23 protein-coding genes and 1 tRNA gene are annotated in these 24,935 nt (G+C 68.6%); 14 read left to right on the top strand and 10 right to left on the bottom strand.

All coding sequences use genetic code 11. The features are described from left to right. The first annotated feature begins 14 nt into the window (after positions 1-14). The 8 genes from ACWZJV_RS11540 to ACWZJV_RS11575 all read left to right on the top strand — a co-directional run bounded on the left by ACWZJV_RS11540 (position 15) and on the right by ACWZJV_RS11575 (position 10,066). Entirely contained in the window at positions 15-146 is a 132-nt protein-coding gene (locus ACWZJV_RS11540; protein ID WP_008360370.1) for a hypothetical protein, read from the top strand. 57 nt (positions 147-203) lie between these two features. Beyond that, on the top strand, positions 204-1,274 hold the full coding sequence (locus ACWZJV_RS11545) for an HpcH/HpaI aldolase/citrate lyase family protein (RefSeq protein ID WP_457181538.1): 1,071 nt from the start codon (positions 204-206) through the stop codon (positions 1,272-1,274). A 2-nt stretch (positions 1,275-1,276) separates the two neighbouring features. Next, complete coding sequence (locus tag ACWZJV_RS11550; RefSeq protein ID WP_196872592.1) at positions 1,277-2,137, top strand: HpcH/HpaI aldolase/citrate lyase family protein; 861 nt, start codon at positions 1,277-1,279, stop codon at positions 2,135-2,137. Between the two features lie 251 nt (positions 2,138-2,388). Further along, positions 2,389-3,372: a hypothetical protein gene (locus ACWZJV_RS11555; protein ID WP_040755855.1), complete on the top strand. Its 984-nt coding sequence runs from the start codon at positions 2,389-2,391 to the stop codon at positions 3,370-3,372. 371 nt (positions 3,373-3,743) lie between these two features. Then, on the top strand, positions 3,744-4,916 hold the full coding sequence (locus ACWZJV_RS11560; protein WP_457181947.1) for a choice-of-anchor P family protein: 1,173 nt from the start codon (positions 3,744-3,746) through the stop codon (positions 4,914-4,916). Positions 4,917-5,099: 183 nt separating this feature from the next. Further along, positions 5,100-8,489 carry a heterodisulfide reductase-related iron-sulfur binding cluster gene (locus tag ACWZJV_RS11565; protein WP_457181539.1) on the top strand — a complete coding sequence of 1,130 codons (3,390 nt, stop codon included), beginning with the start codon at positions 5,100-5,102 and terminating at the stop codon, positions 8,487-8,489. A 151-nt stretch (positions 8,490-8,640) separates the two neighbouring features. After that, positions 8,641-9,231, top strand: coding sequence for a toxin-antitoxin system HicB family antitoxin (locus ACWZJV_RS11570; RefSeq protein ID WP_457181540.1), 591 nt, complete (start codon positions 8,641-8,643; stop codon positions 9,229-9,231). A gap of 73 nt (positions 9,232-9,304) precedes the next feature. Next, positions 9,305-10,066 carry a DUF4097 family beta strand repeat-containing protein gene (locus ACWZJV_RS11575; protein WP_196872588.1) on the top strand — a complete coding sequence of 254 codons (762 nt, stop codon included), beginning with the start codon at positions 9,305-9,307 and terminating at the stop codon, positions 10,064-10,066. Positions 10,067-10,076: 10 nt separating this feature from the next. Here the strand turns inward: ACWZJV_RS11575 and ACWZJV_RS11580 are convergent, their stop codons facing one another. From ACWZJV_RS11580 to dcd, 9 genes are all read right to left on the bottom strand, one after another. Further along, the gene (locus tag ACWZJV_RS11580; RefSeq protein WP_008360358.1) at positions 10,077-10,352 is read right to left on the bottom strand and encodes a hypothetical protein; all 276 of its coding nucleotides are present in this window, start codon (positions 10,350-10,352) and stop codon (positions 10,077-10,079) included. An 11-nt stretch (positions 10,353-10,363) separates the two neighbouring features. Beyond that, positions 10,364-12,094, bottom strand: coding sequence for a sodium:solute symporter family protein (locus ACWZJV_RS11585; RefSeq protein ID WP_196876268.1), 1,731 nt, complete (start codon positions 12,092-12,094; stop codon positions 10,364-10,366). A gap of 83 nt (positions 12,095-12,177) precedes the next feature. Continuing rightward, positions 12,178-13,104, bottom strand: coding sequence for a siderophore-interacting protein (locus ACWZJV_RS11590; protein WP_196872587.1), 927 nt, complete (start codon positions 13,102-13,104; stop codon positions 12,178-12,180). A 1-nt stretch (position 13,105) separates the two neighbouring features. Continuing rightward, on the bottom strand, positions 13,106-13,921 hold the full coding sequence (locus tag ACWZJV_RS11595; RefSeq protein ID WP_457181541.1) for an ABC transporter ATP-binding protein: 816 nt from the start codon (positions 13,919-13,921) through the stop codon (positions 13,106-13,108). A gap of 16 nt (positions 13,922-13,937) precedes the next feature. Further along, positions 13,938-14,975 (bottom strand): FecCD family ABC transporter permease, encoded by a 1,038-nt coding sequence (locus ACWZJV_RS11600; RefSeq protein WP_457181542.1) that lies wholly within the window; start codon positions 14,973-14,975, stop codon positions 13,938-13,940. Beyond that, positions 14,972-16,003, bottom strand: a complete 1,032-nt coding sequence (locus ACWZJV_RS11605; RefSeq protein WP_457181543.1) for a FecCD family ABC transporter permease — start codon at positions 16,001-16,003, stop codon at positions 14,972-14,974. The genes ACWZJV_RS11600 and ACWZJV_RS11605 overlap by 4 nt, the downstream gene beginning before the upstream one ends. Positions 16,004-16,011: 8 nt before the next feature. Beyond that, positions 16,012-17,070, bottom strand: a complete 1,059-nt coding sequence (locus ACWZJV_RS11610; protein WP_008354512.1) for an iron-siderophore ABC transporter substrate-binding protein — start codon at positions 17,068-17,070, stop codon at positions 16,012-16,014. A 94-nt stretch (positions 17,071-17,164) separates the two neighbouring features. Next, positions 17,165-17,767, bottom strand: a complete 603-nt coding sequence (locus tag ACWZJV_RS11615) for a DNA-3-methyladenine glycosylase I (RefSeq protein WP_008354514.1) — start codon at positions 17,765-17,767, stop codon at positions 17,165-17,167. 36 nt (positions 17,768-17,803) lie between these two features. Next, the gene (dcd, locus tag ACWZJV_RS11620) at positions 17,804-18,379 is read right to left on the bottom strand and encodes a dCTP deaminase (RefSeq protein ID WP_008354516.1); all 576 of its coding nucleotides are present in this window, start codon (positions 18,377-18,379) and stop codon (positions 17,804-17,806) included. 56 nt (positions 18,380-18,435) lie between these two features. Here dcd and ACWZJV_RS11625 point away from each other — a divergent pair, with 56 nt between their 5' ends. The 5 genes from ACWZJV_RS11625 to ACWZJV_RS11645 all read left to right on the top strand — a co-directional run bounded on the left by ACWZJV_RS11625 (position 18,436) and on the right by ACWZJV_RS11645 (position 23,097). Beyond that, complete coding sequence (locus ACWZJV_RS11625; protein ID WP_196872582.1) at positions 18,436-19,128, top strand: hypothetical protein; 693 nt, start codon at positions 18,436-18,438, stop codon at positions 19,126-19,128. Positions 19,129-19,210: 82 nt separating this feature from the next. Continuing rightward, complete coding sequence (locus ACWZJV_RS11630) at positions 19,211-20,002, top strand: SGNH/GDSL hydrolase family protein (RefSeq protein ID WP_457181544.1); 792 nt, start codon at positions 19,211-19,213, stop codon at positions 20,000-20,002. A 49-nt stretch (positions 20,003-20,051) separates the two neighbouring features. Next, positions 20,052-20,127: transfer RNA gene (locus ACWZJV_RS11635), tRNA-Gly, on the top strand. A gap of 856 nt (positions 20,128-20,983) precedes the next feature. After that, on the top strand, positions 20,984-22,360 hold the full coding sequence (locus tag ACWZJV_RS11640) for a class-II fumarase/aspartase family protein (RefSeq protein ID WP_196872581.1): 1,377 nt from the start codon (positions 20,984-20,986) through the stop codon (positions 22,358-22,360). Between the two features lie 104 nt (positions 22,361-22,464). Continuing rightward, a complete protein-coding gene (locus tag ACWZJV_RS11645) occupies positions 22,465-23,097 on the top strand; it encodes a DUF2461 domain-containing protein (protein WP_457181545.1) in 633 nt (210 codons plus the stop codon). A 26-nt stretch (positions 23,098-23,123) separates the two neighbouring features. Here ACWZJV_RS11645 and ACWZJV_RS11650 read toward each other — a convergent pair whose 3' ends face one another. Beyond that, the gene (locus tag ACWZJV_RS11650) at positions 23,124-23,576 is read right to left on the bottom strand and encodes a nuclear transport factor 2 family protein (RefSeq protein WP_457181546.1); all 453 of its coding nucleotides are present in this window, start codon (positions 23,574-23,576) and stop codon (positions 23,124-23,126) included. A gap of 72 nt (positions 23,577-23,648) precedes the next feature. On the opposite strand from ACWZJV_RS11650, the gene ACWZJV_RS11655 reads away from it, so the two are divergent. Next, the gene (locus tag ACWZJV_RS11655) at positions 23,649-24,893 is read left to right on the top strand and encodes an MFS transporter (RefSeq protein WP_457181547.1); all 1,245 of its coding nucleotides are present in this window, start codon (positions 23,649-23,651) and stop codon (positions 24,891-24,893) included. Positions 24,894-24,935: the final 42 nt, after the last annotated feature.

Here is a 24,935-nt window from a genome sequence, read left to right on the forward strand (position 1 = left end):
AGCACGATGGAGTCATGACCAACACCAGGAAGAACCGCAAGCTGCGCACCACGGTGCGCTCCGTCCTCGCCGGCTTCGACGCCGGCGCCCGGATCCGGCACGGTGCCCGCGTACCGAAGGACCACCCCTCCCGCCGCCGACCGTGATCGTTACAAGCCGAGACGCCTACCGACCGGTAACCCCCGGCCGTTAGGGTGACCGGCATGAGTCACAAGAGCCCTAAGGACTTCTTCGCGCCGTTGGCGGTGGGCGCTCCCGCACCGCTGCGGGAGATCCCGGCACGGCCGAGTCGCGCGATCCATTTCTTCGACCCGTCGAACCCGAAGATGGCGGCCAAGGTGCCCGCCATGGTCGGCACCGTCGACGTGCTCCTCGGCAACCTGGAGGACGCCGTCAAGGCCGACAACAAGGTCGCCGCGCGCGAGGGCCTGGTCGAGATCGCCAAGGCGACCGACTTCGGCAAGACCCAGCTCTGGACCCGGATCAACAGCCTCGACTCCCCGTGGGTGCTCGACGACCTCGTCACCCTGGTCACCGAGATCGGCGACAAGCTCGACGTCGTGATGGTGCCGAAGGTGCAGGGCCCCGAGGACATCCACTACGTCGACCGGCTGCTGGCGCAGCTCGAGGCCAAGGGCGGCATCCAAAGGCCGATCCTCATCCACGCGATCCTCGAGACCGCGCGCGGCGTGGCCAACGTCGAGGAGATCGCCCTCGCCTCGCCGCGCATGCAGGGCATCAGCCTCGGCCCGGCCGACCTCGCGGCCGACCGCAAGATGAAGACCACCCGCGTCGGCGGCGGCCACCCGGGCTACCTGGTCCGCCAGGACCCGGTCGACGGCGACATCCACGGCAACCGCGCGATCTTCCAGCAGGACCTGTGGCACTACACGATCGCCAAGATGGTCGACGCCTGTGCCGAGGCCGGGATCTACCCCTACTACGGCCCCTTCGGCGACATCACCGACGTGGTCGCGGCCGAGGACCAGTTCCGCAACGCCTTCCTGCTCGGCTGCGTCGGCACCTGGAGCCTGCACCCCAAGCAGATCGAGATCGCCAACCGCGTCTTCTCCCCCAGCGTCGAGGACATCAAGCACGCCCGTCGCGTGGTCGCCGCGATGGGCGACGGCACCGGTGCGGTCATGCTCGACGGCAAGATGGAGGACGACGCCTCGCTGAAGCAGTGCCTGGTCCTCGTCGACCTCGCCGAGGAGCTGGCCGCCATCGACCCGAAGCTCAAGGAGCTCTACGACACCATCGAGATCGAGGACTGATCATGACCGAGACCTTCCGTCCCCTCCGCTCGGTCCTCTACATGCCGAGCTCCAACACGCGTGCCCTCGAGAAGGCCAAGACGATCGCCGCCGACGCGCTGATCCTCGACCTCGAGGACGCCGTCGCCCCCGACGCGAAGTCGGAGGCGCGCGAGAACGCGGCCGCGGCCGTCACGTCGGGCGAGTACGGCAACAAGTACCTCACCATCCGCATCAACGGCGCCGACACCGAGTGGCACGCGGACGACCTGGCGGCTGCCGCCAAGGCCGGCCCCGACGCGATCGTCGTCCCCAAGGTCAACAGCCCCCAGCAGGTGCTCGACCTCGTCGCCGCCTTCGAGAAGGCCGGCGTCCCGGAGCACACCAAGCTCTGGGCGATGATCGAGAGCCCGTACGCCATCCTCCACGCCGAGGAGATCGCCTCCGCCTCCGAGCGGCTGACGGTGCTCGTCCTGGGCACGAACGACCTGGTCAAGGAGCTCTACGTCGACCACGTCCCCGCCCGCGCCAACCTGGTCACGTCGCTCCAGCTCGCGGTGCTCGCCGCGCGCGCGAGCGGCAAGGTCATCCTCGACGGCGTCTACAACAACGTGAAGGACGCCGAGGGCTACGCGGCCGAGGTCGAGCAGGGCCGGATCTTCGGGTTCGACGGCAAGACGCTGGTCCACCCCAGCCAGGTCGAGGGCGCCAACGCAGGCTTCGCACCCAGCGAGCAGGCCGTGGCCGACGCCAAGGGTCTCATCGAGGCGTTCGAGGCCGCCGGCAGCGGCGTCGCGACCTACAACGGCAAGATGGTCGAGGCCCTCCACGTCGAGTCCGCCAAGCGAGTCCTCAGCATCGCCGAGGCCATCGCCGCGCTGTAGGCCACCGCCCAGGAATATCTCTCAATGTATAGAAAAAGTTACTCCTCTCCCATTTTGGCTGATCAGTAACTTTTTTCCGAGAAGAAGGTGACAAACCGGCGGGATTCTGGTTCCGTTACGTGCTGCGCGACACAACCGACACTCGCTAAGCGCTCAGGAGACAGCGTCAGATGACTGAAGCGAACAGTCGGCCCGCGACGGGGGACCTCTCGAACGTCCCGCCCACGCCGGCTCGACACCACGCCCCACAGATGCGCAGCAAGAACGACGCCACGGCCGACCCCCTCGAGATCGCCAACCGCGCTCTCGAGGGGCTGTCGCCGGCGACCGAGTCGTGGTTCGACTCTCCCAAGACCAACGCCGCCCCCGACCGGGGGCGGCCGCGTCACATTCCGTACGCCCCGCCGCCACAGCCCGGCACGGCGCTCGTCCCCGTGCAGCCCGCTCCCGTCCCCGTCCGCTACCAGCCGCCGCGGCCCAACTACCAGCGCCCGCTGCCTCCGCACACCCGGCTGCCGCAGTACGCCTACCAGCCGAGCCCCTACACGGCTCAGCAGTACCACCCCGCCGGACCGGTGACGTTCGCCAACCCGGCGATGCCGCCGTACGCCGCCGCGCAGGTGCCGGACCGGAACGCGGCGGTCGCGGAGTACCGGATCCCGAAGAACCGTGCCCGCAGCAAGAAGGCGGTGCTGCTGCCGCTCGCGGCGATGGCGATCGCCTCGGCCGGCCTCGGCGCCTTCGCCCAGTCGAACGTCGACCCGGACATCGAGACCCAGCAGGTCAAGGCCCACGCCGACCAGTACGACGCCATCGCGGTCGTCGACACCGAGCAGAAGGTCATCGACGCCCCCGGCGTGATCGCACCGGAGGAGACCACCCTCTTCTCCCGCACGGCCGGACGCGCGGCTCCCGGCAAGCACTCCAGCGGCGACTACGACGCCCCCTCCACGGCCGAGGCCTACGGTGGCGCCCACGCCGCCAGCGGATCCGTCTCCACCCCGCAGACCGCGACCCCCCTGGAGGACAAGGACCCGAAGCCCGCTCCCCAGCCGGCCCCCGAGCCCGCGCCCGCGCCGAACCCCGAGCCGGAGCCCGAGCCGAACCCCGAGCCCGAGCCGACCCCGGCACCGGCTCCCCCGTCGATCGGCGAGAACGTCGTGGCCCCGGTGCTCGACACCGTGACCGGCGTGATCGACGGTCTCACCGGAATTCAGCTCGACTTGACCCCGTAAGCGAGGGTCTTCGAACGGGCCGTGACCTCCTCCGAGGTCACGGCCCGTTTGCCTATGCCCGGGTGGGTTACCCATGGCCAGGAAGGGTCATCTAGAAATAGGACCTCCGTCCCGATAACTTCCGTGGTTTTCTCTCGTTTGCCCGATGTGCCACCCCTTAACTCGGGAGTGCGCCAGGTTCCCCCGGATCTGGCAGGTGGCACGGCCCCGTTGCGGGGATCTTGGGGGATCCCCACCGCAGAATCGGAGTCCAACCAACAATGCGAAGCATCCGTACGCTTGCGCTGTCCGCAGCCGCTGCCGCCGTCGTCGGCGCAGTTCTGGTTGTGCCGGCGCCCTCACAGGCCGCACTGACGAACACCTCTTTCGGGATGTTCGCGAGCGGCTTCGGTACCCGCGTGACCGGTGGAAGCATCCCGGCCAACTCGGGCGACCTTGGGTACCAGACCATCGGCTGCACCCGTAAGGCTGGTCACAACGTCAACAACAACACCGCCGGCGCCAAGGTGCCCGGCATCGGCACGATCGGTGCGACCACGACCAAGCAGCGGACGATCAAGTCCGGCGAGACGGTCAAGTCCATCTCGGAGCACAAGATCGCCGACGTCGTCCTCGACAAGAGCCCGCTGGGCAAGGTCACCGTCGAGGGTCTGAGCTCGGTCTCCCAGGCTTGGTGGGACGGCAAGGGCTACAAGGCCGACTCCAAGGCCAAGATCGCTCACGTGGTCCTCGACCCGGCCGGCCCCGGCCAGAAGATCGACCTCCCGATCCCCGGCCGTGACAAGCCGCTGGTCATCCCCGGCATCGCCACCATCGGCATCGGCAACACCGTCGAGAAGACCAACGCCGACGGCGCCGAGGCTTACGCCAACGGCATCTGGATCAAGCTCCACGGCAGCGACTCCGAGGTCATCGTCGGTCGCTCCCGCGCCGAGATCAACGGCCAGGCCTTCACCGCGACCTTCCGCGGTTTCGCTGACTCCGTCGACGCCACCGCTCTCGGCGGCGCCGTCCAGGTCGGCAAGAACCCGCTGACCAACGCCGGCTGCGCCGGCACCAAGGGCAAGCTGAAGACCAAGTCCATCGCCGGCGTGCCGCTGGGCAACGCGGGTGACATCCTGGACGTCAAGGGCCTGACCAGCGGTCAGCGCTCGAACCAGACCAAGACCACCGCCGAGGGTTACACCTTCGGTGAGGTCGCCAGCGTCAACATCGGCGACGGTGCGATCCGCATCGAGGCCATCCGCGCCCAGGCGAACGCCAAGTTCGTCAAGGGCAAGGGCGCCTCGACGTCCATCTCGGGCACCAAGTTCGGTGACATCTACGTCGGTGACCAGAAGGTCTCCCTCGCCCAGCTCGAGTCGGCGCTCTCCCGCGTCGACATCCCCGGCCTGGCCAAGATCGAGACCAAGGTCGTCGTCGAGCGCAGCAAGAACCTGGTCGAGGTCGTCGCCCTGCGGCTGACGCTCCTCGACGCGACCAAGGGCACCAAGACGGTCGTGAACATCGGTCACGCCAAGTTCAAGGTGAACTCGAACGCGTGAGGCCTTGATCCACTAAGGCTGTCCTAAGAAACGGCCCGCGTCCTGACCAGGTCGCGGGCCGTTTCTTCGTTCTGAAGTTACCGACGGGTAGTATCAACCCACCCTTACACGGCCGAACCGAGCACAAGCACTAGGCTCGGCTGTATTCCGGCAGTCCTGCCCCCTGATGAGGAGCGCCTAGGCATGTTGCAGATCATCGCCATCGTCGTGTGTCTCGCGGCAACGGTGGCCACCGCCTACCTGGTGATCAAGGCGGTCCGGTCGATGCTCGCGGTCATCAAGATCGGTACGCCGATCAGCCGCGTCGACCAGCCGCTGGCCCGCACCCTGACGATGTTGAAAGAGACCGTCCTCCACACCCGCATGCTGCAGTGGACCTGGGTCGGGATCCTGCACTGGTTCGCCTTCGCGGCGTTCATCGTGCTCTCCACGGCGGTCGGCGCGGCGTACTTCCAGCTCTTCGACCCGGAGTGGACGCTGCCGGTGGTCGGCAAGCTGTTCGCCTACGAGTGGATCGCCGAGATCCTCGGCCTGCTCGGCTCGCTGGGCATCATCCCGCTGATCATCTACCGGCTGACGCATCAGCCCGCGCAGATGGGCCGCGGCACCCGGTTCTTCGGCTCCACTCAGTGGCAGGCGTTCTTCGTCGAGGCGATGGTGCTGGTCGAGAGCGCGGCGATCCTGTTCATCCGCGGCGCGGAGTACAACCTGGCCAAGGCCCACGGCGGCGAGGTCGCCGAGCACGCCACCGCGTTCCACTTCCCGATCTCGCAGTTCTTCGGGGCGCTCTACCCCACCGGCCCCGACGCGATCCACACGCTCGAGAACGTCATCTACGCGATCGCGGCCTTCAAGATCATCACGGCGCTGATCTGGCTGACCATCGTCTCCACCCACCTGACGATGGGTGTCGCCTGGCACCGCTTCACCGCCTGGTTCAACATCTGGTTCAAGCGCGAGCCGGGTTCGCGTACGTCCTCCGTCGACGGCGCCCGCCCGCTCGGCACCGCGCTCGGCGCGATCAAGCCGATGCTCATCGACGGCAAGCCCGTCACCCTCGAGGACGTCGAGGAGGACCGCATCCCCGAGGACGCCATCCTCGGTGTCGGCTCGATCCAGGACTTCTCCTGGAAGGGCATCCTCGACTTCACCACCTGCACCGAGTGTGGTCGCTGCCAGTCGCAGTGCCCCGCCTGGAACACCGAGAAGCCGCTCTCGCCGAAGCTGCTGGTGATGGGTCTGCGCGAGCACGCGTACGCCGCCGCCGGTGACTCCGACCTCAAGGAGAAGCCGCTGATCGGCAAGGCCGACGCCGCTCCGGCCGGCGCCGAGAGCAACACCGAGGTCCTCGACTGGTTCTACAACCCCGAGGACGGCGGCTTCGTCATCGACGAGGACGTGCTCTGGTCGTGCACCTCGTGCGGTGCCTGCGTCCAGCAGTGCCCCGTCGACATCGAGCACGTCGACCACATCATGGACATGCGCCGCTACCAGGTGCTCGTCGAGTCGAACTTCCCCTCCGAGCTCAACGGCCTGTTCAAGGGCCTCGAGGGCAAGGGCAACCCGTGGAACATGAACGCCAACGCGCGCATGGACTGGGCCAAGGACCTGCCCTTCGAGGTCAAGGAGGTCGGCAAGGACATCGAGTCGCTGGAGGAGGTCGACTGGCTGTTCTGGGTCGGCTGCGCCGGCGCCTACGAGGACCGGGCCAAGAAGACCACCCGCGCCGTGGCCGAGCTGCTCGACATGGCCGGGGTCACCTTCGGCGTACTCGGCAACGGCGAGACCTGCACCGGTGACTCCGCCCGCCGCGCCGGCAACGAGTTCGTCTTCCAGGGCCTGGCTCAGCAGAACGTCGAGACGTTCAAGGAGTTCAAGGTCAAGAAGGCCGTCACCACCTGTGCTCACTGCTTCAACACGCTGAAGAACGAGTACAAGGAGTTCGGCATCGAGCTCGAGGTCGTCCACCACACCCAGCTGCTCAACCGTCTCGTACGCGAGGGCAAGCTGACTCCGATCGCGGACGGCGCCGGCGCCCACAAGCGCTCCATCACCTACCACGACCCGTGCTACATCGGTCGCCACAACGGCGTCTACGAGCCGCCGCGCGAGCTGCTGCAGATCATGCCGGGCGCCGAGTACAAGGAGATGCCGCGCAACTCCGAGCGCTCCTTCTGCTGTGGTGCCGGTGGTGCCCGGATGTGGATGGAGGAGAAGATCGGGTCGCGGATCAACGAGAACCGCACCGACGAGGCCGTCGCCACCGGCGCCGACCAGATCGCCGTCGGCTGCCCGTTCTGCCGCGTCATGCTCTCCGACGGCCTGACCAAGGCCCAGGCCAACGGCTCGGCGCGCGAGGAGGTCGAGGTCCTCGACGTCGCGCAGATGCTGCTCGCGTCCGTGAAGGGCGAGCAGGCCACCAAGCTGGCCCCGGGTGAGGGTGCGAAGGTCGGTGCCGCCACCAAGGCCGCTCCGGCTGTCGAGGAGGCCGCCCCGGCCGCCGGTGCTGCCGCGGGCTCGTCGCTCTTCGACTCCCCTGCCGAGGCCGCTGAGACCGCTGAGGCCCCGAAGGCTCCGGCCGACGCGTCCTCGCTCTTCGACACCCCTGCCCCGGCCGAGCCGGCCTCGGGCGGTACGTCGGGCGGCGGCTCGCTCTTCGACACGCCCGCTCCGGCCGTCGAGCCGGAGAAGCCGGCCTCGGGTGGCTCCCTGTTCGACGACGGTGGGTCGCTCTTCGACACGCCTGCCGAGGCACCCGCCGAAGAGAAGCTGACCGCGGAGAAGCCGGCCGAGGAGCCTGCTGCCGATCTCGGGACCGGTGGGTCGCTCTTCGACGTCCCCGCGCAGGAGGCGGAGCCTGCTGCCGCACCCGAGGCGAAGGCGGCGCCGGCTGCTCCGGCACCGGCGGCCGAGGAGCCTGCTGTCGACCTGGGTGGGGGCGGCTCGCTCTTCGACATCCCGGCCGCACCTGCCGAGGAGGCCGCACCGGCTCCCGAGGCGAAGGCAGCGCCTCCGGCCGCCGAGCCCGAGGCACCCGCCCCGGCTGCGGCTCCGGCCGCCGAGGAGCCGAGCATCGACCTCAGCGCTGGTGGTTCGCTCTTCGACATCCCGGCGAGCGAGCCTGAGCCCGCTCCCGCGAAGGCTCCCGAGGCCGCTGCGCCGGTCGAGGCCGCTGCTCCGGCCGAGGCGCCCGAGGCTGCTGCTCCGGTCGCACCTGCCGCGCCCGCTGCTCCTGCGGCGGGTTCGGGGGTGACCTCGGAGCCGAAGACCGACGTCGACTTCGACAGCCTCGGCTCTCTCTTCGACATCGAGGCGCCGGAGGGCACGGTCGCCGCCGCGGCTCCTGCGCCTGCGGCACCTGCTCCCGCCGCCGAGGCTGCGCCGGAGGCCGTGGTCGAGGAGACGCCTGCCGAGGACACGGCCGTCGAGGTGGAGGCCCCGGCCGAGCCGGAGCCCGAGGCCAAGCCCGCCCCCGCACCGGAGCCGAAGCCGGCGCCGGCCGTGAGCGGATACGCTCACACGCCGCGTACCGACGTCGACATCCACGAGGCAGGGTCGCTCTTCGACCTCTGACCTGCCGCAGCTCGCTGCACCAGACGATGACACCTTGTGAGCACTTCACAAGGTGTCATCGTCATTTCGCCGAGGCCTCAGCACAGGCCTGACATCACGTGACATCAGATTCGGGTTGCGATGACGTCATCGTGATGTCATAGTGGTGCACATGGACATCACGCCGTACATCGACAGCCTGCGACGAGACCTGTTGGCCGCGGCCGAGGCATCGGGGCCGGAGGCTCGGGAGACCGCGGAGCGGCTCACCTACGCACTCGACCCGGCGGCTCGGCTGGCGGTCATGGAGGCGGTGAGCCAGGCAGCCGCGGAGATCACGGCGGAGCTGCCGACGGGCAACGTGGACGTACGTCTGCGGGGACGTGACCTGGAGTTCGGGGTCACGCTGCCGGAGATCGCGGAGCCGATCCCGCCGACCCCTCCCGCGCCCCCGGCGCCGCCCGCTCCCCCGACTCCCCCGGCGCCGCCGGAGCCCGAGGCCGACGACTCCCTCGCCCGGGTGACCCTGCGCATCCCGGAGTCGCTCAAGGCGAAGGCCGAGGAGGCGGCGGCCGAGGCCGGCCAGTCGCTCAACACCTGGCTCGTCGGCGCCGTACGCGCGGCCACCCGGGAGAACGCGGTCAACGTCGACGTCGACCTCTCCGCGATCCCCCACATCGTCACCGAGGCGATGAACAGCCTCGATCCGTTCCGCGGAAGCAACCGCGGCAGGTCCGACCGCCGGATGACCGGCTGGCTCTGACCTGAACCCAGACGCACCAACGGACGGCCGCCCGGCCGGTCCGGTAGATCAGCACACCCTCAGGAGCATCATCATGAGCACGTACACCTTCATGTCCACCGCACCCGCCAAGCTGTTCGTCGAGTTCGGGAAGGGCAACCTCGAGGTCTCGGCGACCGACGCCGAGGAGACGACCATCGAGATCGACGGCGACGACGCCGAGCATCTCGTGGTCGAGCAGAACGGCGACACCATCAACATCGTCGACCCGCACAAGGGCCCGTTCAGCCGCTCGCGGCGCTACGACATCGCGGTGACCGTCCCGGCCCGCAGCCAGCTGCGCGTCCGCACCGGGAGCGCCGACATCGCCACCCAGGGCGTCCTCCGGGCGGCATGGCTCCAGACCGGCTCGGGCGACGTACGGGTCGACCGGGTCACCGAGGAGTTCCAGGTCGAGACCGGCTCGGGAGACATCGAGGCCGACACCCTCGACGGGCGCGCCTCGATCAAGTCGGGATCCGGTGACATCCGGATCGGTACGGCCCACGACCTGCACACCAAGACCGGCTCCGGCAGCGTGGAGATCGACGAGGTCGAGGGCGACGTGAGCCACTCGACGGGTGCCGGTGACTTCGCCATCCACTCGGTCAGCGCGGGCCGGATCTCGGTGAAGGGAGCCTCCTCTGACGTACGCATCGGGATCCCGAACGGCACCCCGGTGTGGACCGACGTCAACACAGTGAGCGGCCGGTGCACCAGCACTGTCGAGAGCGCTGGCGCACCGGCCGCGGGTGAGCCCTATGTCGAGCTGCGTACCACCACCGTCAGTGGCGACATCACGCTCGTAGGACTCTGAGCCGAACGGGCTACTTGTCCTCGTTCACCTTGCTGGAGCCAGGAGCGTCCGGCACGACCGGCCGCAGGACGCCCCAGGCGATGAAGACGGCACCGATGACGAGCAGGACGATGCCGGCCCACAGGTTGGCGTTGGGGCCGCCGGTCTTGTCGACCTCGGGGTCGCCGAACAGGCCCATCAGCAGCAGGATGATGCCGTAGACCGCGAGCAGGGACCCGATCACGTTGCGGATGTCGAAGAGCGACAACAGCACCGCAAGGAACCCCTTGTTGGTTTCGGTGGACATCTCAGCCTCCTCTAGAAGATCACGTTCAGGATGATGACCAGGACCAGCGCGACACCCGCCAGCGGCACCGGGCGCTCCCACCACGGGCGACCGGCGTCCTCGGCGTCGACCAGGTCCTCCTTCGGGGTCTCGGAGTAGACCAGACCCTTCAGGGAGCCTTCCGGCTTCGGCGCGGTCACCAGCGAGACGATCACGCTGACCACGATGTCGACCACGAAGGCCGCACCGGCCGCCACGAACGAGGCGCCCTGGCCGGAGAGCGGCAGGACACCGACGGAGAGCCCGCCGAGCGTGCCGTCGGCGAGGATGCCGACGAGCACGGCCGCCAGGGTGCCGGAGACCAGACCGGTCCAACCGGCGGTCGCGGTCATCCGCTTCCAGAACATACCCAGGATGAACGTCGCGAACAGCGGCGCGTTGAAGAACCCGAACAGGGTCTGCAGGTAGTCCATGATGTTGGAGAAGTTGGAGGCCAGCACCGCGGTGAAGATCGCGATGGCGGTCGCCGCGACGGTCGCCCAGCGCCCCAGCTTGACATAGAAGTCGTCGGGGCGGTCCTTGATGATGTACTCCTGGATGATGTCGAAGGACACCACCGTGTTGAACGCGGAGACGTTGGCCGCCATACCGGCCATGAACGCGGCCAGCAGACCGGTGATCGCCAGCCCGAGCAGACCGTTGGGCAGCACCTCCGCCATCAGGTAGAGCAGCGAGTCGTTGTAGGTCACGCCCTCACCGGAGGCACCACCCGGCACCGCCTCCCCTGCCTTCGTACGCGCGATCTCGGTGACCAGGACCGCCGCGATCATGCCGGGGAAGATGGTGATGAACGGGATGAACATCTTCGGGAAGGCACCGATGATCGGCGTCTTCCGGGCGGCCGAGATCGAGTCGGCCGCCATCGCGCGCTGGACCTCGACGAAGTTGGTGGTCCAGTAGCCGAAGGAGAGCACGAAGCCGAGACCGAACACGATGCCGACGACCGAGAGGAAGTCGGAGCCGAAGCCGGTCAGGGCCGCACCGGGCCAGGAGTTGAGCTGGTCAGCGGCAGGCGCGATGGTGTCGGGGTTGGCCGCCGCGGCCTTCTCGATCTTCGAGGTGAGGCCGTCCCAGCCACCGACCCGGTGGAGACCGAGCAGGGTCAGCGGCAGCAGCGCGGCGACGATCACGAAGAACTGCAGCACCTCGTTGTAGATCGCGGCCTTCAGACCGCCGAGGGTGATGTAGGACAGCACGATCAGGGCGGCCACGATCAGCGCCACCCACAGCGGCCAGCCGAGCAGCGCGTGCACGATCGAGCCGAGCAGGTAGAGGTTGATACCGGCGATGAGCAGCTGCGCCAGCGCGAACGAGAGCGCGTTGACCAGGTGGGCACCGGTGCCGAAACGGCGCTTCATGAACTCGGGGACCGAGCGCACCTTCGAGCCGTAGTAGAAGGGCATCATCACGACACCCAGGAACAACATCGCGGGAATCGCACCGATCCAGAAGTAATGGACGGTCGGGAGCCCGAGCTGAGCTCCCGTTGCCGACATACCCATGATCTCGACCGCACCGAGGTTCGCCGAGATGAAGGCGAGCCCGGTGACCCAGGCGGGCAGCGACCGGCCCGAGAGGAAGAAGTCGACCGAGTTCGACATGCCACGGCTGGCCAGGAAGCCGATGCCGAGGACGAACGCGAAGTAGATGGCGATCAGGAGATAATCGACCGTGTTGGCCTGGATCAGGGTGTCCGCGGCCAGGATGCTTGCTTGCATTCCGAGACCCTTCTATTTGATTGGGCGCACCAAACTTAACCACGCGCACGCGTCAAAACCGCGCTGGGTCACCCCTTCATCGACACGCCTTCGCGCCAGTAGCCCATGAAGGCCACCTGCTTGCGGGGCATCTCGAGCTCGTTGACGAGGTGACGGCGCAGTGCGGTGACCATCCGGGACTCTCCGGCGATCCAGGCGTAGCGCCCGTCCTCGCCGTTCTCGGAGCCGCTCGCCGAGCCGCTCTCGGCGACCGCGACCTCCTCGCCGGAGGACGAGTAGATCGGGGTCTCCCACAGGTCCGGGTCCTCGACCTCGACCGAGGTGACGTCCTCGGGCGTCGCCTCGAAGCCGAGCAGGCCGCCGACGGCGGCCAGGGCCGGACCACCGACCGGCGCACCCTCGCGCGGCAGCCAGGTGACCTTCAGCCCCTCGGGCGCAGCCACCTCCTGTACGTCACCGGCGACCGGCACCTCCAGGAAGGCCGATCCGGTGGCGTCCGCCGGCAGGGACTCGAGGATGGAGACGATCGCCGGGACGGCGGTCTCGTCGCCGACCAGGAGCAGCCGGGTCGCGTCGCCGGGGAGCCACTCGATCCCGCCGTAGGGCTCGCCGAGCTTGGGGCCGGCCACCATGATCTCGTCGCCCGGCTCGGCCGCACCGGCCCAGTCGGAGCCGGGACCGTGCGCTCCGGGATGGAGCACGAAGTCGACGTACAGGCGCTTCTCGATCCCCTCCCCCTCGATCGAGCGGATCGTGTAGGTGCGCATCCGCGGGCGCTCGTCGTCGGGGAGGGCGAGCCACTCGGCGTACCAGTCCTCGGCCGAGAGCTCCGGCAGCACGCCCGGGGTGGCCGGGAAGAAGAGCTTGATGCGCTGATCGAGGCTCGGCCCGTCGTTGCCGAAGTCGGCCAGGTCGTCGCCGACCAGCTCGATCCGGGCGAAGGAGGGCGAGAGGCGCTCGACGGAGCGTACCGAGACGCGGGCGAGGATGGGCATGTCAGGCTCCTTGTGCGTGGGGGTGAGCTGCGGGTCGGTGGTGGCGTCCGATCGGGACGACCAGCGGTGTGCCCGAGACGGGGTCGTGGATGACCTGGCACTCCAGCCCGAAGACCTGCTCGACGCGGTCGGCGGTCACCACCTCGGCGGGCGTGCCGGTGGCGGCGACCTTTCCGCCGCTCATCGCGATCAGGTGGTCGGCGTAGCGGGCCGCCAGGTTGAGGTCGTGGAGCACCATCACGACGGTGGTCCCTCGCGAGGAGCGCAGCCCGTGGAGGAGGTCGAGCAGGTCGACCTGGTGGGCGACGTCGAGGAACGTGGTCGGCTCGTCGAGGAGCAGCAGGTCGGTCTGCTGGGCGAGCGCCATCGCCACCCAGACCCGCTGCCGCTGACCGCCGGAGAGCTCGTCGACGACACGGTCGGCCAGGTCGAGGGTGTCGGTCAGCTCGAGCGCCTCCGCGACCGCGGCGTCGTCCTCGGACGACCAGCGCTGAAGGGCACCGCGGTGCGGCTGGCGTCCGCGGCCGACCAGGTCGACGACGGTGATGCCCTCGGGAGCGACCGGCGACTGCGGCATCAGGCCGAGCGTCTTGGCCACCGCGCGAGTCGGCTGCTTGTGGACCGCCTTGCCGTCGAGCACGACCTGCCCCGAGATGGGCTTCAGCAGCCGCGCCATGCCGCGCAGCAGGGTCGACTTCCCGCAGCCGTTGGCGCCGACGATCACCGTGGTGAGGCCGTCGGGGATCTCGAGCGAGACGCCGTCGACGACCAGGTCTGCGCCGTAGCCGAGGCTCACACTCTCCGCAGCGAGTCTCATCTGGGCCTCTTTCATGTCATCGCCTTCCAGCCCGCCCGGCGGCGAGCAACCACAACAGGAACGGCGCCCCGAACGCACCGGTGACGACGCCTACCGGGAAGGAGACGCCGGGGACCGCATAGTCGGCGATGTAGTCGCCCGCCACCATCACGATGGCGCCGACGAGCGCAGCGCCGACCAGCGTCGTACGCCCGCCGTTGAGCGCCCTCGAGATCGGTCCTGCGACGAACGCGACGAAGGCGACCGGACCGGCGGCGGCGACGCCGAGAGCGGTGAGCAGGACGGCGAGCAGGAGCAGCAGGTCCGTACGCCGCCGGCTGACGCCCAGCCCGGTGGCCACGTCCGGGCCGAGCTGGAGGATCTGGGCGGACCGTGCGGTCAGGATCAGCGCAGGGACGAGCACGACCAGGAAGCCCAGCAGCGTCCAGATCGTCGGCCAGGTGACGCCGTTGAGCGCGCCGGTCAGCCAGCGCAGCACGAGCAGGGCGTCGAACTCGTTGGCGCGGGTGAAGAGGTAGTGGACGACCGCGGTCATCGCGGCCGCGGCGGTGACGCCGACCAGGACGAGCCGGTAGCTGCCGTCGGAGCCGGCCACGAGCCGGACCGCCACCGCGATCGCGATCGCCCCCACGATCGCGGCGATGCTCAGGGCCAGCCCCTGCAGGTCGAGCACCACGATCGCGAAGACCGCCGACGCGCTCGCGCCGAGCGAGACGCCGACGATGTCGGGGCTCGCCAGCGGGTTGCGCAGGGTGCTCTGGAAGACCGCGCCGGCGCTGCCGAACGCGATCCCGACCAGCACGCCGAGGATCGCCCTGGGGAGCTTCTCCGACATCAGCAGGAAGGTCGCGCCCGGGATCTCGGCACCGCCGAGGATCCTGAAGAAGTCGGGCACGGTGATGATGAAGTTGCCGAGCAGCACCCGGGCGACGAAGGCTCCGAAGAGGAGGACCACCAGGGCCGCGATGACGAGGGCATGGCGTCGTCGCGGCGCCCGCCGGGCCTTGCGTACGACGTCGACGGGCCGGGTCGGTTCGGCAGTTGCTGTGCTCACAGGCCCGCCATCCGTCCACGTCGCAGGAACCACACGAATGCAGGTACGCCGACGACGGCCGTCATGATGCCGACCTGCACCTCGGTGGGCGGCAGCACCACCCGGCCGAGCGCGTCGGCGATGGCGGTGAGCGCGGCCCCGGCGGCGATCGAGAGCGGCAGCACGAGGGTGTAGCTGGGACCGACCAGGGCGCGTACGGCGTGCGGGACGACCAGGCCGACGAAGGCGACCGGGCCGACCAGGGCGGTGGCGGTGCCGCTGAGCAGCACCACCGCGATCCCGACGACCACCCGGTCCAGACCGGTGCGGCGGCCGAGTCCCTTGGCGAGGTCGTCGCCGAGCGCGAGCGCGTCCAGGACCCGCGCGCCCAGCAGCGCCAGCAGGGCACCCACGGCGAGGAACGGAGCACAGACCGCGAGGTCGCCCCAGTCGCTGCCGATGGTGCCGACCTGCCACTGCCGGAAGACCTCCAGGCCCTTGTGGTCCATCAGCAGGATGCCGCTGGTCCAGCTGGTCAGCGCCGCGGTCAGCGCCGCGCCGGCCAGCACCAGCTTGGCGGGAGTGGCGCCGTCGCGGCCGATCGCGGCGATGCCGTGCACGAGGATCGCGGCCACGGCCGCGCCGATGAAGGCGGCCCAGAGCAGCGAGTCGAGACCGGTGGCACCGACGTAGACCAGCGCCACGACGACCGCGAAGGCCGCGCCGGCGTTGAGGCCGAGCAGTCCCGGGTCGGCCAACGGGTTGCGGGTGAGCCCCTGCAGGCAGGCACCGCCGAGCGCGAGCGCGCCGCCGACGGCGAAGGCGATGGCGGTGCGGGCGATCCGGTTCTCCAGGATCGCCTGCCCGAAGCTGCCGTCGTCGAAGAGACCGGTGGGCGGGACCCACTCGGCGCCGAGCAGGACCGAGGCCACCGCCGCGAGGAGCAGCACACCCAGGATGAGTCCGACCCCGGGCAGCCGTCGACCCCGGACGACCGCGGCGGCAGCTGCTGCCGGGTCGGCCGGGGCCAGAGGCGTACGGATGGTCAACGCGGGCTTCACTCAGCCGCGGTGACGTTGACCTTCCCGCCGTCGACCGCCTCGGCGATCGAGGGAACGAGCTCGTCGATGAAGTAGGGGATCGACAGGGTGCTCGCGGCGGAGAAGGTCAGGGACAGCGGCTGGTCGGTCACGTCGAGGTAGTGGCCGTTCTTGATCGCCGGGATCTGGCTGAGCAGCTTGTCCTTCTGCAGGGCCTCGAAGCTGCCCGCGGTGTAGCCGAGGTTGATCAGCACCTCGGACTCCAGCTCGGGAGCCTTCTCCGCGGAGACGTCGGTGTAGAACTGGCCGGCCGGGACGAGCTTGTCGGCGACCGGGGCGAGCTCCATGCCGAGCTGGGTGAGCATCTGCGGGCGGGCGTCGCCGGCGCCGTAGAGGCCGATGGTGCCAAGCTTGGAGTTGTCCTGGACACCGGTGACCAGGTAGCTGGCGCCGACGATCTGCGGGTGGTCCTTCTGGGCCTGCGCGATCTTGTCCTCGGTCTCCTTCTTGACCTCCTCGGACAGGGTGACCCGCCCGGTGGCCTTGCCGATCATCTCGAGCGAGTCCTGCCAGGAGGTCAGCCACGGGTCACCGGGGAAGGCGACGGTCGGGGCGATCTCACTGAGCTTCTTGTAGTCGGCCTCGGTGATGCCCGAGTTGGTGGCCAGGATCAGGTCGGGCGCAGCCTTGCTGATCTCGGTGAAGGGGATGCTGGTGTCGGCGTTGTAGCGCACCGGCTGCTTGCCGCCGACCTCCTTCAGCTCGGCGTCGAACCAGTCGGTCGACTGCTGCTCGTTACCGCCCCAGGTGATGGCCTGGGCTGCGACCGGGACGACGCCCAGCGACAGCGCCACGTCGTGGTCCGACCAGCCGATGGTGGCGACGTTGGTCGGCTCCTCGGTGATCTCGGTGCTGCCGTAGGCGTGCTCGACGGTGACAGGGAAGGCGCCCTTGTCTGCCTTCGAAGCGGAGTCCGCGGAGCTGTCCGCGGAGTCGGTCGCGCCTGTGCTGCACGCAGCCAGGCCGGTGGCAGCGAGCACGAGGCTCGCTGCGATGAGAACGGATCGACGAATCACGGGGGAAACCACCTCGGGTTAGGCAATGCTTAGTTAGGACAGCCTAAACACATCTTGCCTCGACGCGAGGTATCGGGCCCCGGATATGGACAGGTCAGGGCCTGACGAACGCCGCCCGCTCGGCCTCGACCCGATCCCGGATCACGCAGTCGAGCGAGTGGTCGTTGATGATCCCCATCGACTGCATGAACGCGTACATCGTCGTCGGCCCGACGAACTTCCAGCCGCGCTTCTTGAGGTCTTTGGAGAGGCTAACCGAGGCGGGCGAGGTGGCCACCACCTCCGGGACTTTCAACGGCTCGGGCTCGAAGTCCCAGACGTACGCAGCCAGCGACCCGCGCTCCTCGACGAGCTCGACCGCGCGGCGCGCGTTGTTGATCGCCGCCTCGATCTTGCCGCGGTGGCGGATGATCCGCGCGTCCTGCAGGAGCCGCTCGACGTCACCCTCGTCGAACTCGGCGACCTTGTGGAAGTCGAAGCCCGCGAAGACCTCGCGGAACGCCGGCCGCTTGTTGAGGATCGTGCGCCACGACAGCCCGCTCTGGAACCCCTCGAGACAGACCTTCTCGAAGAGCCGCACGTCACCGCCGGCAGGAAAGCCCCACTCGGTGTCGTGATAGTCCAAGAACTCGGGCGCCCCGCCGGCCCACGCGCAACGCGTCTGGCCGTCGGGGGCCAGGAACGGTGTCTCACTCATCCACCCGACCCTAGCGGCGACCACCGACAGACCCGCTCAGATCTTGGTGCGGTGGAAGCTCTGGAAGCTGCGCGAGGCGGTCGGGCCGCGCTGGCCCTGGTAGCGGCTGCCGTACTTCTCGCTGCCGTAGGGGTTCTGCGCCGGCGAGGTGAGCCGGAAGAAGCAGTACTGGCCGATCTTCATGCCCGGGTAGAGCTTGATCGGCAGCGTCGCGACGTTGGCGAGCTCGAGGGTCACGTGACCCGAGAAACCCGGGTCAACGAAGCCGGCGGTGGCGTGGGTGAGCAGCCCGAGCCGTCCCAGCGACGACTTCCCCTCGACGCGAGCGGCGATGTCGTCGGGCAGGGTCACGGTCTCGTACGTCGACCCGAGCACGAACTCCCCCGGGTGCAGGATGAACGGCTCGTCGCCCTCGGTCTCTATCTGCCGGGTGAGCTCGGACTGGTCCACGGCCGGGTCGATCGTGGCGTACTTGTGGTTGTCGAAGACCCGGAAGAACCGGTCCAGACGTACGTCGACGGACGACGGCTGCAGCATCGACTCGTCCCAGGGGTCGATGACGATCCTTCCGTCGTGGATCTCGGTCAGGATGTCCTTGTCGCTCAGCAGCACGAGGCCAACTTACCGGTTCTCGTGCGCACCGTTAGCCGCCGCCATAGGCTGCGCTTGTGCGTCACAACTCCTCTGTGACTCGGGCACTCTCACTTTCCGTCGCGAGCGCACTGTTTGCCGCCGGTTGCGGATCCGATCCACGTGCGAACGCGGATCCGAAGCCATCCACCGCCAGCAGCGCTCCGACCACCTCGTCGGCGAGCCCGACAGCCGCATCCTCCGCTCCGTCGCCAACACCACAGACCTCGCGGATCAAGTCGATCCAGGACGTGTACGTGTACGGGGAGCCATGCCGATCACTGGCCAAGTCTGACGCGTACTTCACGAGCGAGTCGGCCGTGAAGTCACAGTTCGGCGTCGCGAAGGTCGGATCGCCGGATTGGGCTGAGCAACAGAAGACCTTTCCCCTGCTCACCGAGATACCGAAACCGACCTCGGCCTCCTATTGCTGGATCCTCCCGAAGGACGAGCCCGAGGACGATCCTGAGACCGAGACGATCCTCCACGTACTGGAGTACCCGAACGTGGCCTCTGCGGCTGCAGCAGCACCGGGCATCATCGACGGCGATCCGGAGATCATCGGCGACGAAGCGACCGTCGGCGCTGGAGACGGCTGGGGCGCAGGCTCGCTCCGCATAGATCGGGTGGTGCTGGTTCTCTCGGTCTGGGACGACATGCTCAACGTGATCGCGGCCAAATCCACCGTCAGAAGCATGCTGAAAGACCTGGTCCCGACGGTCCTGCCCTGATCCACAGCACCATCTACCCCATCCGTCACAGATTCCACGTCAGAGTCGTACGTCCCGGCGTAAACCCGGTTGAATCAGACGCATGGCACTGGATGCGCTGATCCCCGGCGGCTATCGCCGGTACGTCGCGCTGGGCGACTCCTTCACCGAGGGCGTCGGTGACACCGACGTCCGACGCCCGAACGGCGTACGCGGCTGGGCCGACCGAGTGGCCGAGGTGATGGCCGAGCGGACCCCCGAGTTCAGCTACGCCAACCTCGCCGTCCGCGGCCGTGGGATCGACCGGATCGTCAAGGAGCAGGTGTCGGCGGCGCTCGCGCTCGAGCCGGACGTGGTGACGATCTACGGCGGGTCGGTCGACCTGATGTGGCCGCACGTCGACATCGACGCCCTGCTCGCGACCTACGAGACCGCGATCGGGCAGCTGGTCGACAGCGGCGCGAAGGTGCTGGTCTTCACCGCGTACGGCGCCCGGGCCTCCACCGTCGGGCGGCTGCTGCGCGGACGCTTCGCGGTCTACAACGAGGCCGTCCGGGAGATCGCGCAGCGGCGGGGAGCGACGCTGGTCGACTTCTGGCGGATGACCGAGTACGACGACGCGGGCTACTGGGACGGCCACGGCTTCCTGGGGGCTCCCGGCCATCAGCTGATGGCGATCAAGGTCCTCGACACCCTCGGCGTACGCCACCACCTGCCCACCCCGAAGCCGCTGGTCGTCATCGAGGAGCCGGGCCCGAACGGCCTGGCCGCCCCGATCCGCGAGGTCCGGCGGCTGGCCGCCCGGGCGCTCCCCTGGGCCGTACGCCGCATGCTGCGCGGCCCCGCCGGCGACGGGCTGTCGGCTCGCTATCCCCGGATGACACGACTTTCCTGAGTCGGTTCACACCTGGCCACGCGGGTGGGGTAACATCCTGGTCGCACCTGCGGACGTAGCTCAGTTGGTAGAGCGCAACCTTCCCAAGGTTGATGTCGCGAGTTCGAGCCTCGTCGTCCGCTCCACGTAACACAGCAGATCAGCCCGCACTTTCGTCGTCATCGTCGTCAGTGCGGGTTTCTGTTTGGGCCCCAGATGCCCCCAAGGTGCGCCCATCGTCATCGCGGTGGCGTGCGGGCCTGGCGGCCGGTCCCCGTGCCGCGCACATGAAGAAGAGCGCCCAGTCCGTCGACCGAGCGCTCACTCTCCAGAGCCAGCAACTGGAACCGCAATCTCTCGTGGAGGACGCTGGTCCTCATTCGCGAGCAACGCCAGTTCTTCGGCACGACGACGGCGGGGGTCCGTACGTCGTGCACTCTCCGGCCCTTCGCCAGCAGGCCATGTCGGGCCCGCCAACTAGACCGCGGCCCCGGGTCGGTGCCCGAGACCACGGCACCAACGGCGCCCATCGTGGTGTCGCACCCCACGTAGGAGTAGTCACCCAGACTGCCCCGTTGGTACCAGACACGGTAACCAGGAACGCGTTCCAGATGCACGGGACGACGTCCAGTCCGTGATATCCAGGCGCAGATGCCGGAACGGGTGACGCTCAGCCCCGCGATCCGGACACTCGCCCCCGCCCCCGGATAGTCCCGATATTCTTGTCCAGGCCCATCACCGTCATGAAGAGCCAGCACCGAATCCCGGTCCGCGGAAGCACGGAAGAGTGGATGTGGGGTGGGGTAAACTGACTGCCAGGGTCGACGCCTCGTCGTCCGCTCCACGGATCCAGGTCGTGTCATGTGGCGCGGCCTGTTTCAGTTCACTTGCACGATCCAAGTGATGCAGCACACGATCACGGGTGTTTGCGCTTTGCGTGGATTAAGATTGGGTTTCTGTTTTCCAATCATTGTGTGAACGACACGTAAAGGATCACTCGCCATGAGCGCGGGCTCGAGCAGCCGATTCACCGATGGACGAGTCCCCGACCACGGCATCGGAGACCTGTTCACCTACGAGGCACGCCTCCAGGCGCGACTCGACGTCGAGGCGGCACTCGCCGAGGCAGAAGCGGCCGTGAAGGTGATCCCGGCGGAGGCCGGCGAGGCGATCGCCGAGGCCGCCGACCTGGACAAGCTCGACCTCGACCGCATCGAGAAGGCGACCGCCGAGCACAGCCACCCGCTGACCCCGCTGGTCGAGGAGCTCTGCCGGGTCGTCGGCGCGAAGCACGGCGGCTGGGTCCACTGGGGCGCGACCACGCAGAACATCACCCAGACCGCCGACCTGATCCTGCTGCGCCAGGCACACGACAAGATCCTCGACCTGCTCGGCGACCTGCTCCGCTCGCTGTCGAAGGTCGCCGAGGCCGGCGCCGAGGTGCCGATGCCGGGACGTACGCACTCCCAGCACGCCGTTCCGATCACCTTCGGCTTCAAGGTCGCCATCTGGATCGACGAGATCGCCGCGCACGTCGACCGGCTCCGCTCGGTCGAGGACCGCGTCTTCCGTCTGCTGATGGGCGGCGCTGCCGGCACCATGGCCTCCTTCGGCACCCACGCTCGCGCCATCGAGACCGAGACCGCGTCCCGGCTCGACATGGGCTCGATGCCCGTCCCCTCGCGCGCGATCAACGACGGCATGGTCGAGTGGGTCTCGATCCTGGGGATGCTCGGTGGCACCGCCGGCAAGATCGGCAAGGACGTCTACTCGATGATGCAGCCCGAGTTCGGCGAGGCCTTCGAGCCGATCCCGGAGGGCACCATCGGCTCCTCGACGATGCCCCACAAGCGCAACCCGCAGCTGACGCTGGACGTGATCACCGCCGCCACCCAGCTGCGCGGGCTCGTCGCCCCGGCGATGGAGTCGATGCTCCACGACCACGAGGCCAATGGCGCCATGACCGGGATCCTCGAGGACGCGGTCGCCCAGGCGTCGCGTCTCGCAGGTGACGTCCTGGCCCGGCTCGTGGTCATCTTCACCGGCCTGACCTTCGACGAGGACCGGATGCGCGCCAACCTGGCCCTCTCCGGCGGCCTCATCGGCTCGGAGTCCCTGATGCTCGAGCTCGGTGAGCGCATCGGCCGCCAGGTCGCCCACGACGTCGTCTTCGAGCTGGCCCAGCGCTCCGCCGTGGAGGAGCTCGACTTCGCCTCGCTGCTCGCCGCCTCCCCCGAGGTCTCGGCCCACTTCAGCCGCGACGAGATCACCGCGCTGCTCGATCCCTGCCGCCACCTCGGCGAGTCCGCCAACATCGCCCGCTCGATGGCCGAGCACGCGCGCCGGGTCGCGGACACGATCCAGATCCCGAGCGTCTAGCAATAGTCGGGGATCAAACGGTCGCTTACTCGCGGGTAGAGCGACCGTTTGATCCCCGACTACCTCGCTGGGTCGTCTGTCGATCAACCCGTAAGGTTGCACGCGTGGCTTTCGAAGGTTTCCCCGTTGCAGCGCTCGACTTCTACGACGATCTCGAGGTCGACAACACCAAGTCGTTCTGGGAAGCCCACAAGCACGTCTACAAGGAGTCGGTGCTCGCGCCGATGAAGGCGCTCACCGACGAGCTCGCCGAGGAGTTCGGCAGCGCCAAGATCTTCCGGCCCTATCGCGACGTACGTTTCTCGAAGGACAAGCTCCCCTACAAGACCCACCAGGGAGCCTTCGTGGCCGTCGCGCCGCAGACCGGCTACTACGTCGAGGTCTCGCCCCGCGGCATCCGCACCGGCGGTGGCTGCTACTGGTTCGAGCCGCCTCGCCTGGCCGCCTTCCGCGACGCCATCGTCCACGACCACTACGGCGCCGACCTGGAGAAGCGCCTCGCGGTCGCGGAGAAGAAGGGCTACGAGGTCACCGGCGACCGCCTCAAGACCGCGCCGCGCGGCTTCGACAAGAACCACCCCAAGATCGAGCTGCTCCGCCACAAGTCCATCCACCTCGGCCGCACCATCGGGTTCGACGACGTCATCCACACCTCGGCCCTCGTCGACGAGGTCAAGAAGGACTGGCGTGCCACCCGCCCCCTCGTCGAGTGGATCGCCGAGCACGCGGTGGCTTGACGCCGTGCTTGTGGGGTCTCGCGGGGTCAGGCGGCGGTGAAGCTCGCCATCGTGCGCTCGGGCTCCCAGAAGGCCTTCATGGACTTGATCCGGCCCTCCTCGTTGACGGTGTAGACCATGATCAGGTCGGTGGTGGTGTAGCTGCCGTCGGGGAACGAGGTCTTGATGCGGCCGATGTTGGCGCAGGTGTTGCCCTCGGGGTTGGCGAAGGAGTCGTTGATCTCGAACTCGAACCTGTGGACCGACGCGATCGCCTTCTCCCAGAACGCCTTCAGTCCCTCGTGACCGTGGTGGCCCTTGCCCTCGGGGTCGAACATCGACGGCCCGACCGGGTCCTCGAGGACGCAGTCCTCGGCGTAGATCGTCAACCACTCGTCGAGGTCGCCCTTGGCGACGGCGGCATAGGAGCGCTGGCCGGCCGTACGTGCGGGGTGTTCGTCGTCGGGGGCGTTCCAGGTGATGGCGTCGGAGGAGATCATGCGGCAGATCGTACGCCGAAACTGAAACGTGTTCTACCTGATCGCCGACTCCTGCCCGGATAGGGTCTCCGGGTGACCGTCTCGGAGACCGATCGCAGGACCGCGACACCGGGGCGGGACTTCAACCGGCTCTGGCTGGCGACCGCCACGAGCCAGGCCGGGTCGACGATCGCCTACGGCGCTCTCCCGCTGGTCGCGGTGCTCGTCCTGGACTCGTCCACGTTCCAGGTGTCGCTGCTGGCGGCGCTGTCCGGCTTCGCGGCCGCGGCGGCAGGAGTCCGGCTCGGACCGTGGATCGAGTACCGCTACAAGCGACCGACGATGATCGGCGCCGACCTGATCCGGTTCGTAGCGATGCTCAGCGTTCCCGCGGCTGGGTTCCTGGACCTGCTCACCTACGCCCACCTGTGCGTCGTCGGCGTCCTCGCGGCGACGTGCGAGCTCGCCTTCACCGCCGCCTCCGGCGCGCACCTGAAGGCGTTGGTCGGTCCGGAGGCCAGGCTGACCGCGACGAGCCGGCTGGAGACGACGTTCTGGACCACGTTCACCGCCGGTCCACCGATCGGCGGCGCTCTCGTCTCCGCGTTCGGGCCGACACTGACGGTGCTCGTGGACGCGGTGACCTACCTGCTCTCCGCGCTCGGTATCCGCTCCATCCGTACGCCGGAGCCGCAACCACCGGCACGCAAGCCGCAGCACTGGCTCGCCGAGGTGACCGCCGGCTGGCGCTACATCTTCGCCCGGCCCGATCTGCGCGCGCTCTTCCTGAACGCCGCTCTCTTCGGCTCGTGCGTGATCGCGACCAGCCCGCTGCAGACCGTGCTGACACTCCGGGAGCTCGGCATGGAGCCGTGGATGTACGGCGTCGCCATGGGCCTCCCCTGCCTCGGCGGCATCCTCGGCGCGATGTGCGCACCTCGCCTCACCCACCGGCTCGGCGAGCGGGCGGTGCTGCTGGGGTCGGGGGTCGCCCGGACCGTCTGGACCGTCCTGATCGCGCTCACCCCGGCGGGCGTGGCCGGGTTCGCGTGGTTCACCGCGGCCAACTTCGGGCCGATCCTCTGCGCCGGGGTCTTCAACCCCACCTTCGCCGCCTACCGGATGCGCGAGACCGACGACGACCACATGGCGCGGGTCCAGGCGGCCTGGTCGATCACCATGAGGGTCGCCCAGCCGATCGGTGTGCTGGCGGCCGGGGCACTGGCCACCGCGACGAGCCCGCGGACCGCGATCGCGGTGGTCGGCGGCGTACTCCTGCTCTCCTCCGGACTGCTCCCCTGGCGTTCCGCTGTGACAAAGAACCCTACCTGTGAGTAGCCCTGGGCTTGCCACCCCTTAACCGCATGCCTATTCTTGATG

The sequence above is a fragment of the Nocardioides sp. WG-D5 genome (assembly GCF_054031175.1).

Coding starts and splice junctions, on each gene's coding strand:
- ACWZJV_RS11575 (WP_196872588.1), top strand. CDS start 9,305: ATGAGCACGTACACCTTCATGTCCACCGCACCCGCCAAGCTGTTCGTC.
- ACWZJV_RS11640 (WP_196872581.1), top strand. CDS start 20,984: ATGAGCGCGGGCTCGAGCAGCCGATTCACCGATGGACGAGTCCCCGAC.
- ACWZJV_RS11560 (WP_457181947.1), top strand. CDS start 3,744: ATGTTCGCGAGCGGCTTCGGTACCCGCGTGACCGGTGGAAGCATCCCG.
- ACWZJV_RS11650 (WP_457181546.1), bottom strand. CDS start 23,576: ATGATCTCCTCCGACGCCATCACCTGGAACGCCCCCGACGACGAACAC.
- ACWZJV_RS11540 (WP_008360370.1), top strand. CDS start 15: ATGACCAACACCAGGAAGAACCGCAAGCTGCGCACCACGGTGCGCTCC.
- ACWZJV_RS11615 (WP_008354514.1), bottom strand. CDS start 17,767: ATGAGTGAGACACCGTTCCTGGCCCCCGACGGCCAGACGCGTTGCGCG.
- ACWZJV_RS11595 (WP_457181541.1), bottom strand. CDS start 13,921: ATGAGACTCGCTGCGGAGAGTGTGAGCCTCGGCTACGGCGCAGACCTG.
- ACWZJV_RS11545 (WP_457181538.1), top strand. CDS start 204: ATGAGTCACAAGAGCCCTAAGGACTTCTTCGCGCCGTTGGCGGTGGGC.
- ACWZJV_RS11630 (WP_457181544.1), top strand. CDS start 19,211: ATGGCACTGGATGCGCTGATCCCCGGCGGCTATCGCCGGTACGTCGCG.
- ACWZJV_RS11565 (WP_457181539.1), top strand. CDS start 5,100: ATGTTGCAGATCATCGCCATCGTCGTGTGTCTCGCGGCAACGGTGGCC.
- ACWZJV_RS11570 (WP_457181540.1), top strand. CDS start 8,641: ATGGACATCACGCCGTACATCGACAGCCTGCGACGAGACCTGTTGGCC.
- ACWZJV_RS11550 (WP_196872592.1), top strand. CDS start 1,277: ATGACCGAGACCTTCCGTCCCCTCCGCTCGGTCCTCTACATGCCGAGC.
- ACWZJV_RS11555 (WP_040755855.1), top strand. CDS start 2,389: ATGCGCAGCAAGAACGACGCCACGGCCGACCCCCTCGAGATCGCCAAC.
- ACWZJV_RS11590 (WP_196872587.1), bottom strand. CDS start 13,104: ATGCCCATCCTCGCCCGCGTCTCGGTACGCTCCGTCGAGCGCCTCTCG.
- ACWZJV_RS11580 (WP_008360358.1), bottom strand. CDS start 10,352: ATGTCCACCGAAACCAACAAGGGGTTCCTTGCGGTGCTGTTGTCGCTC.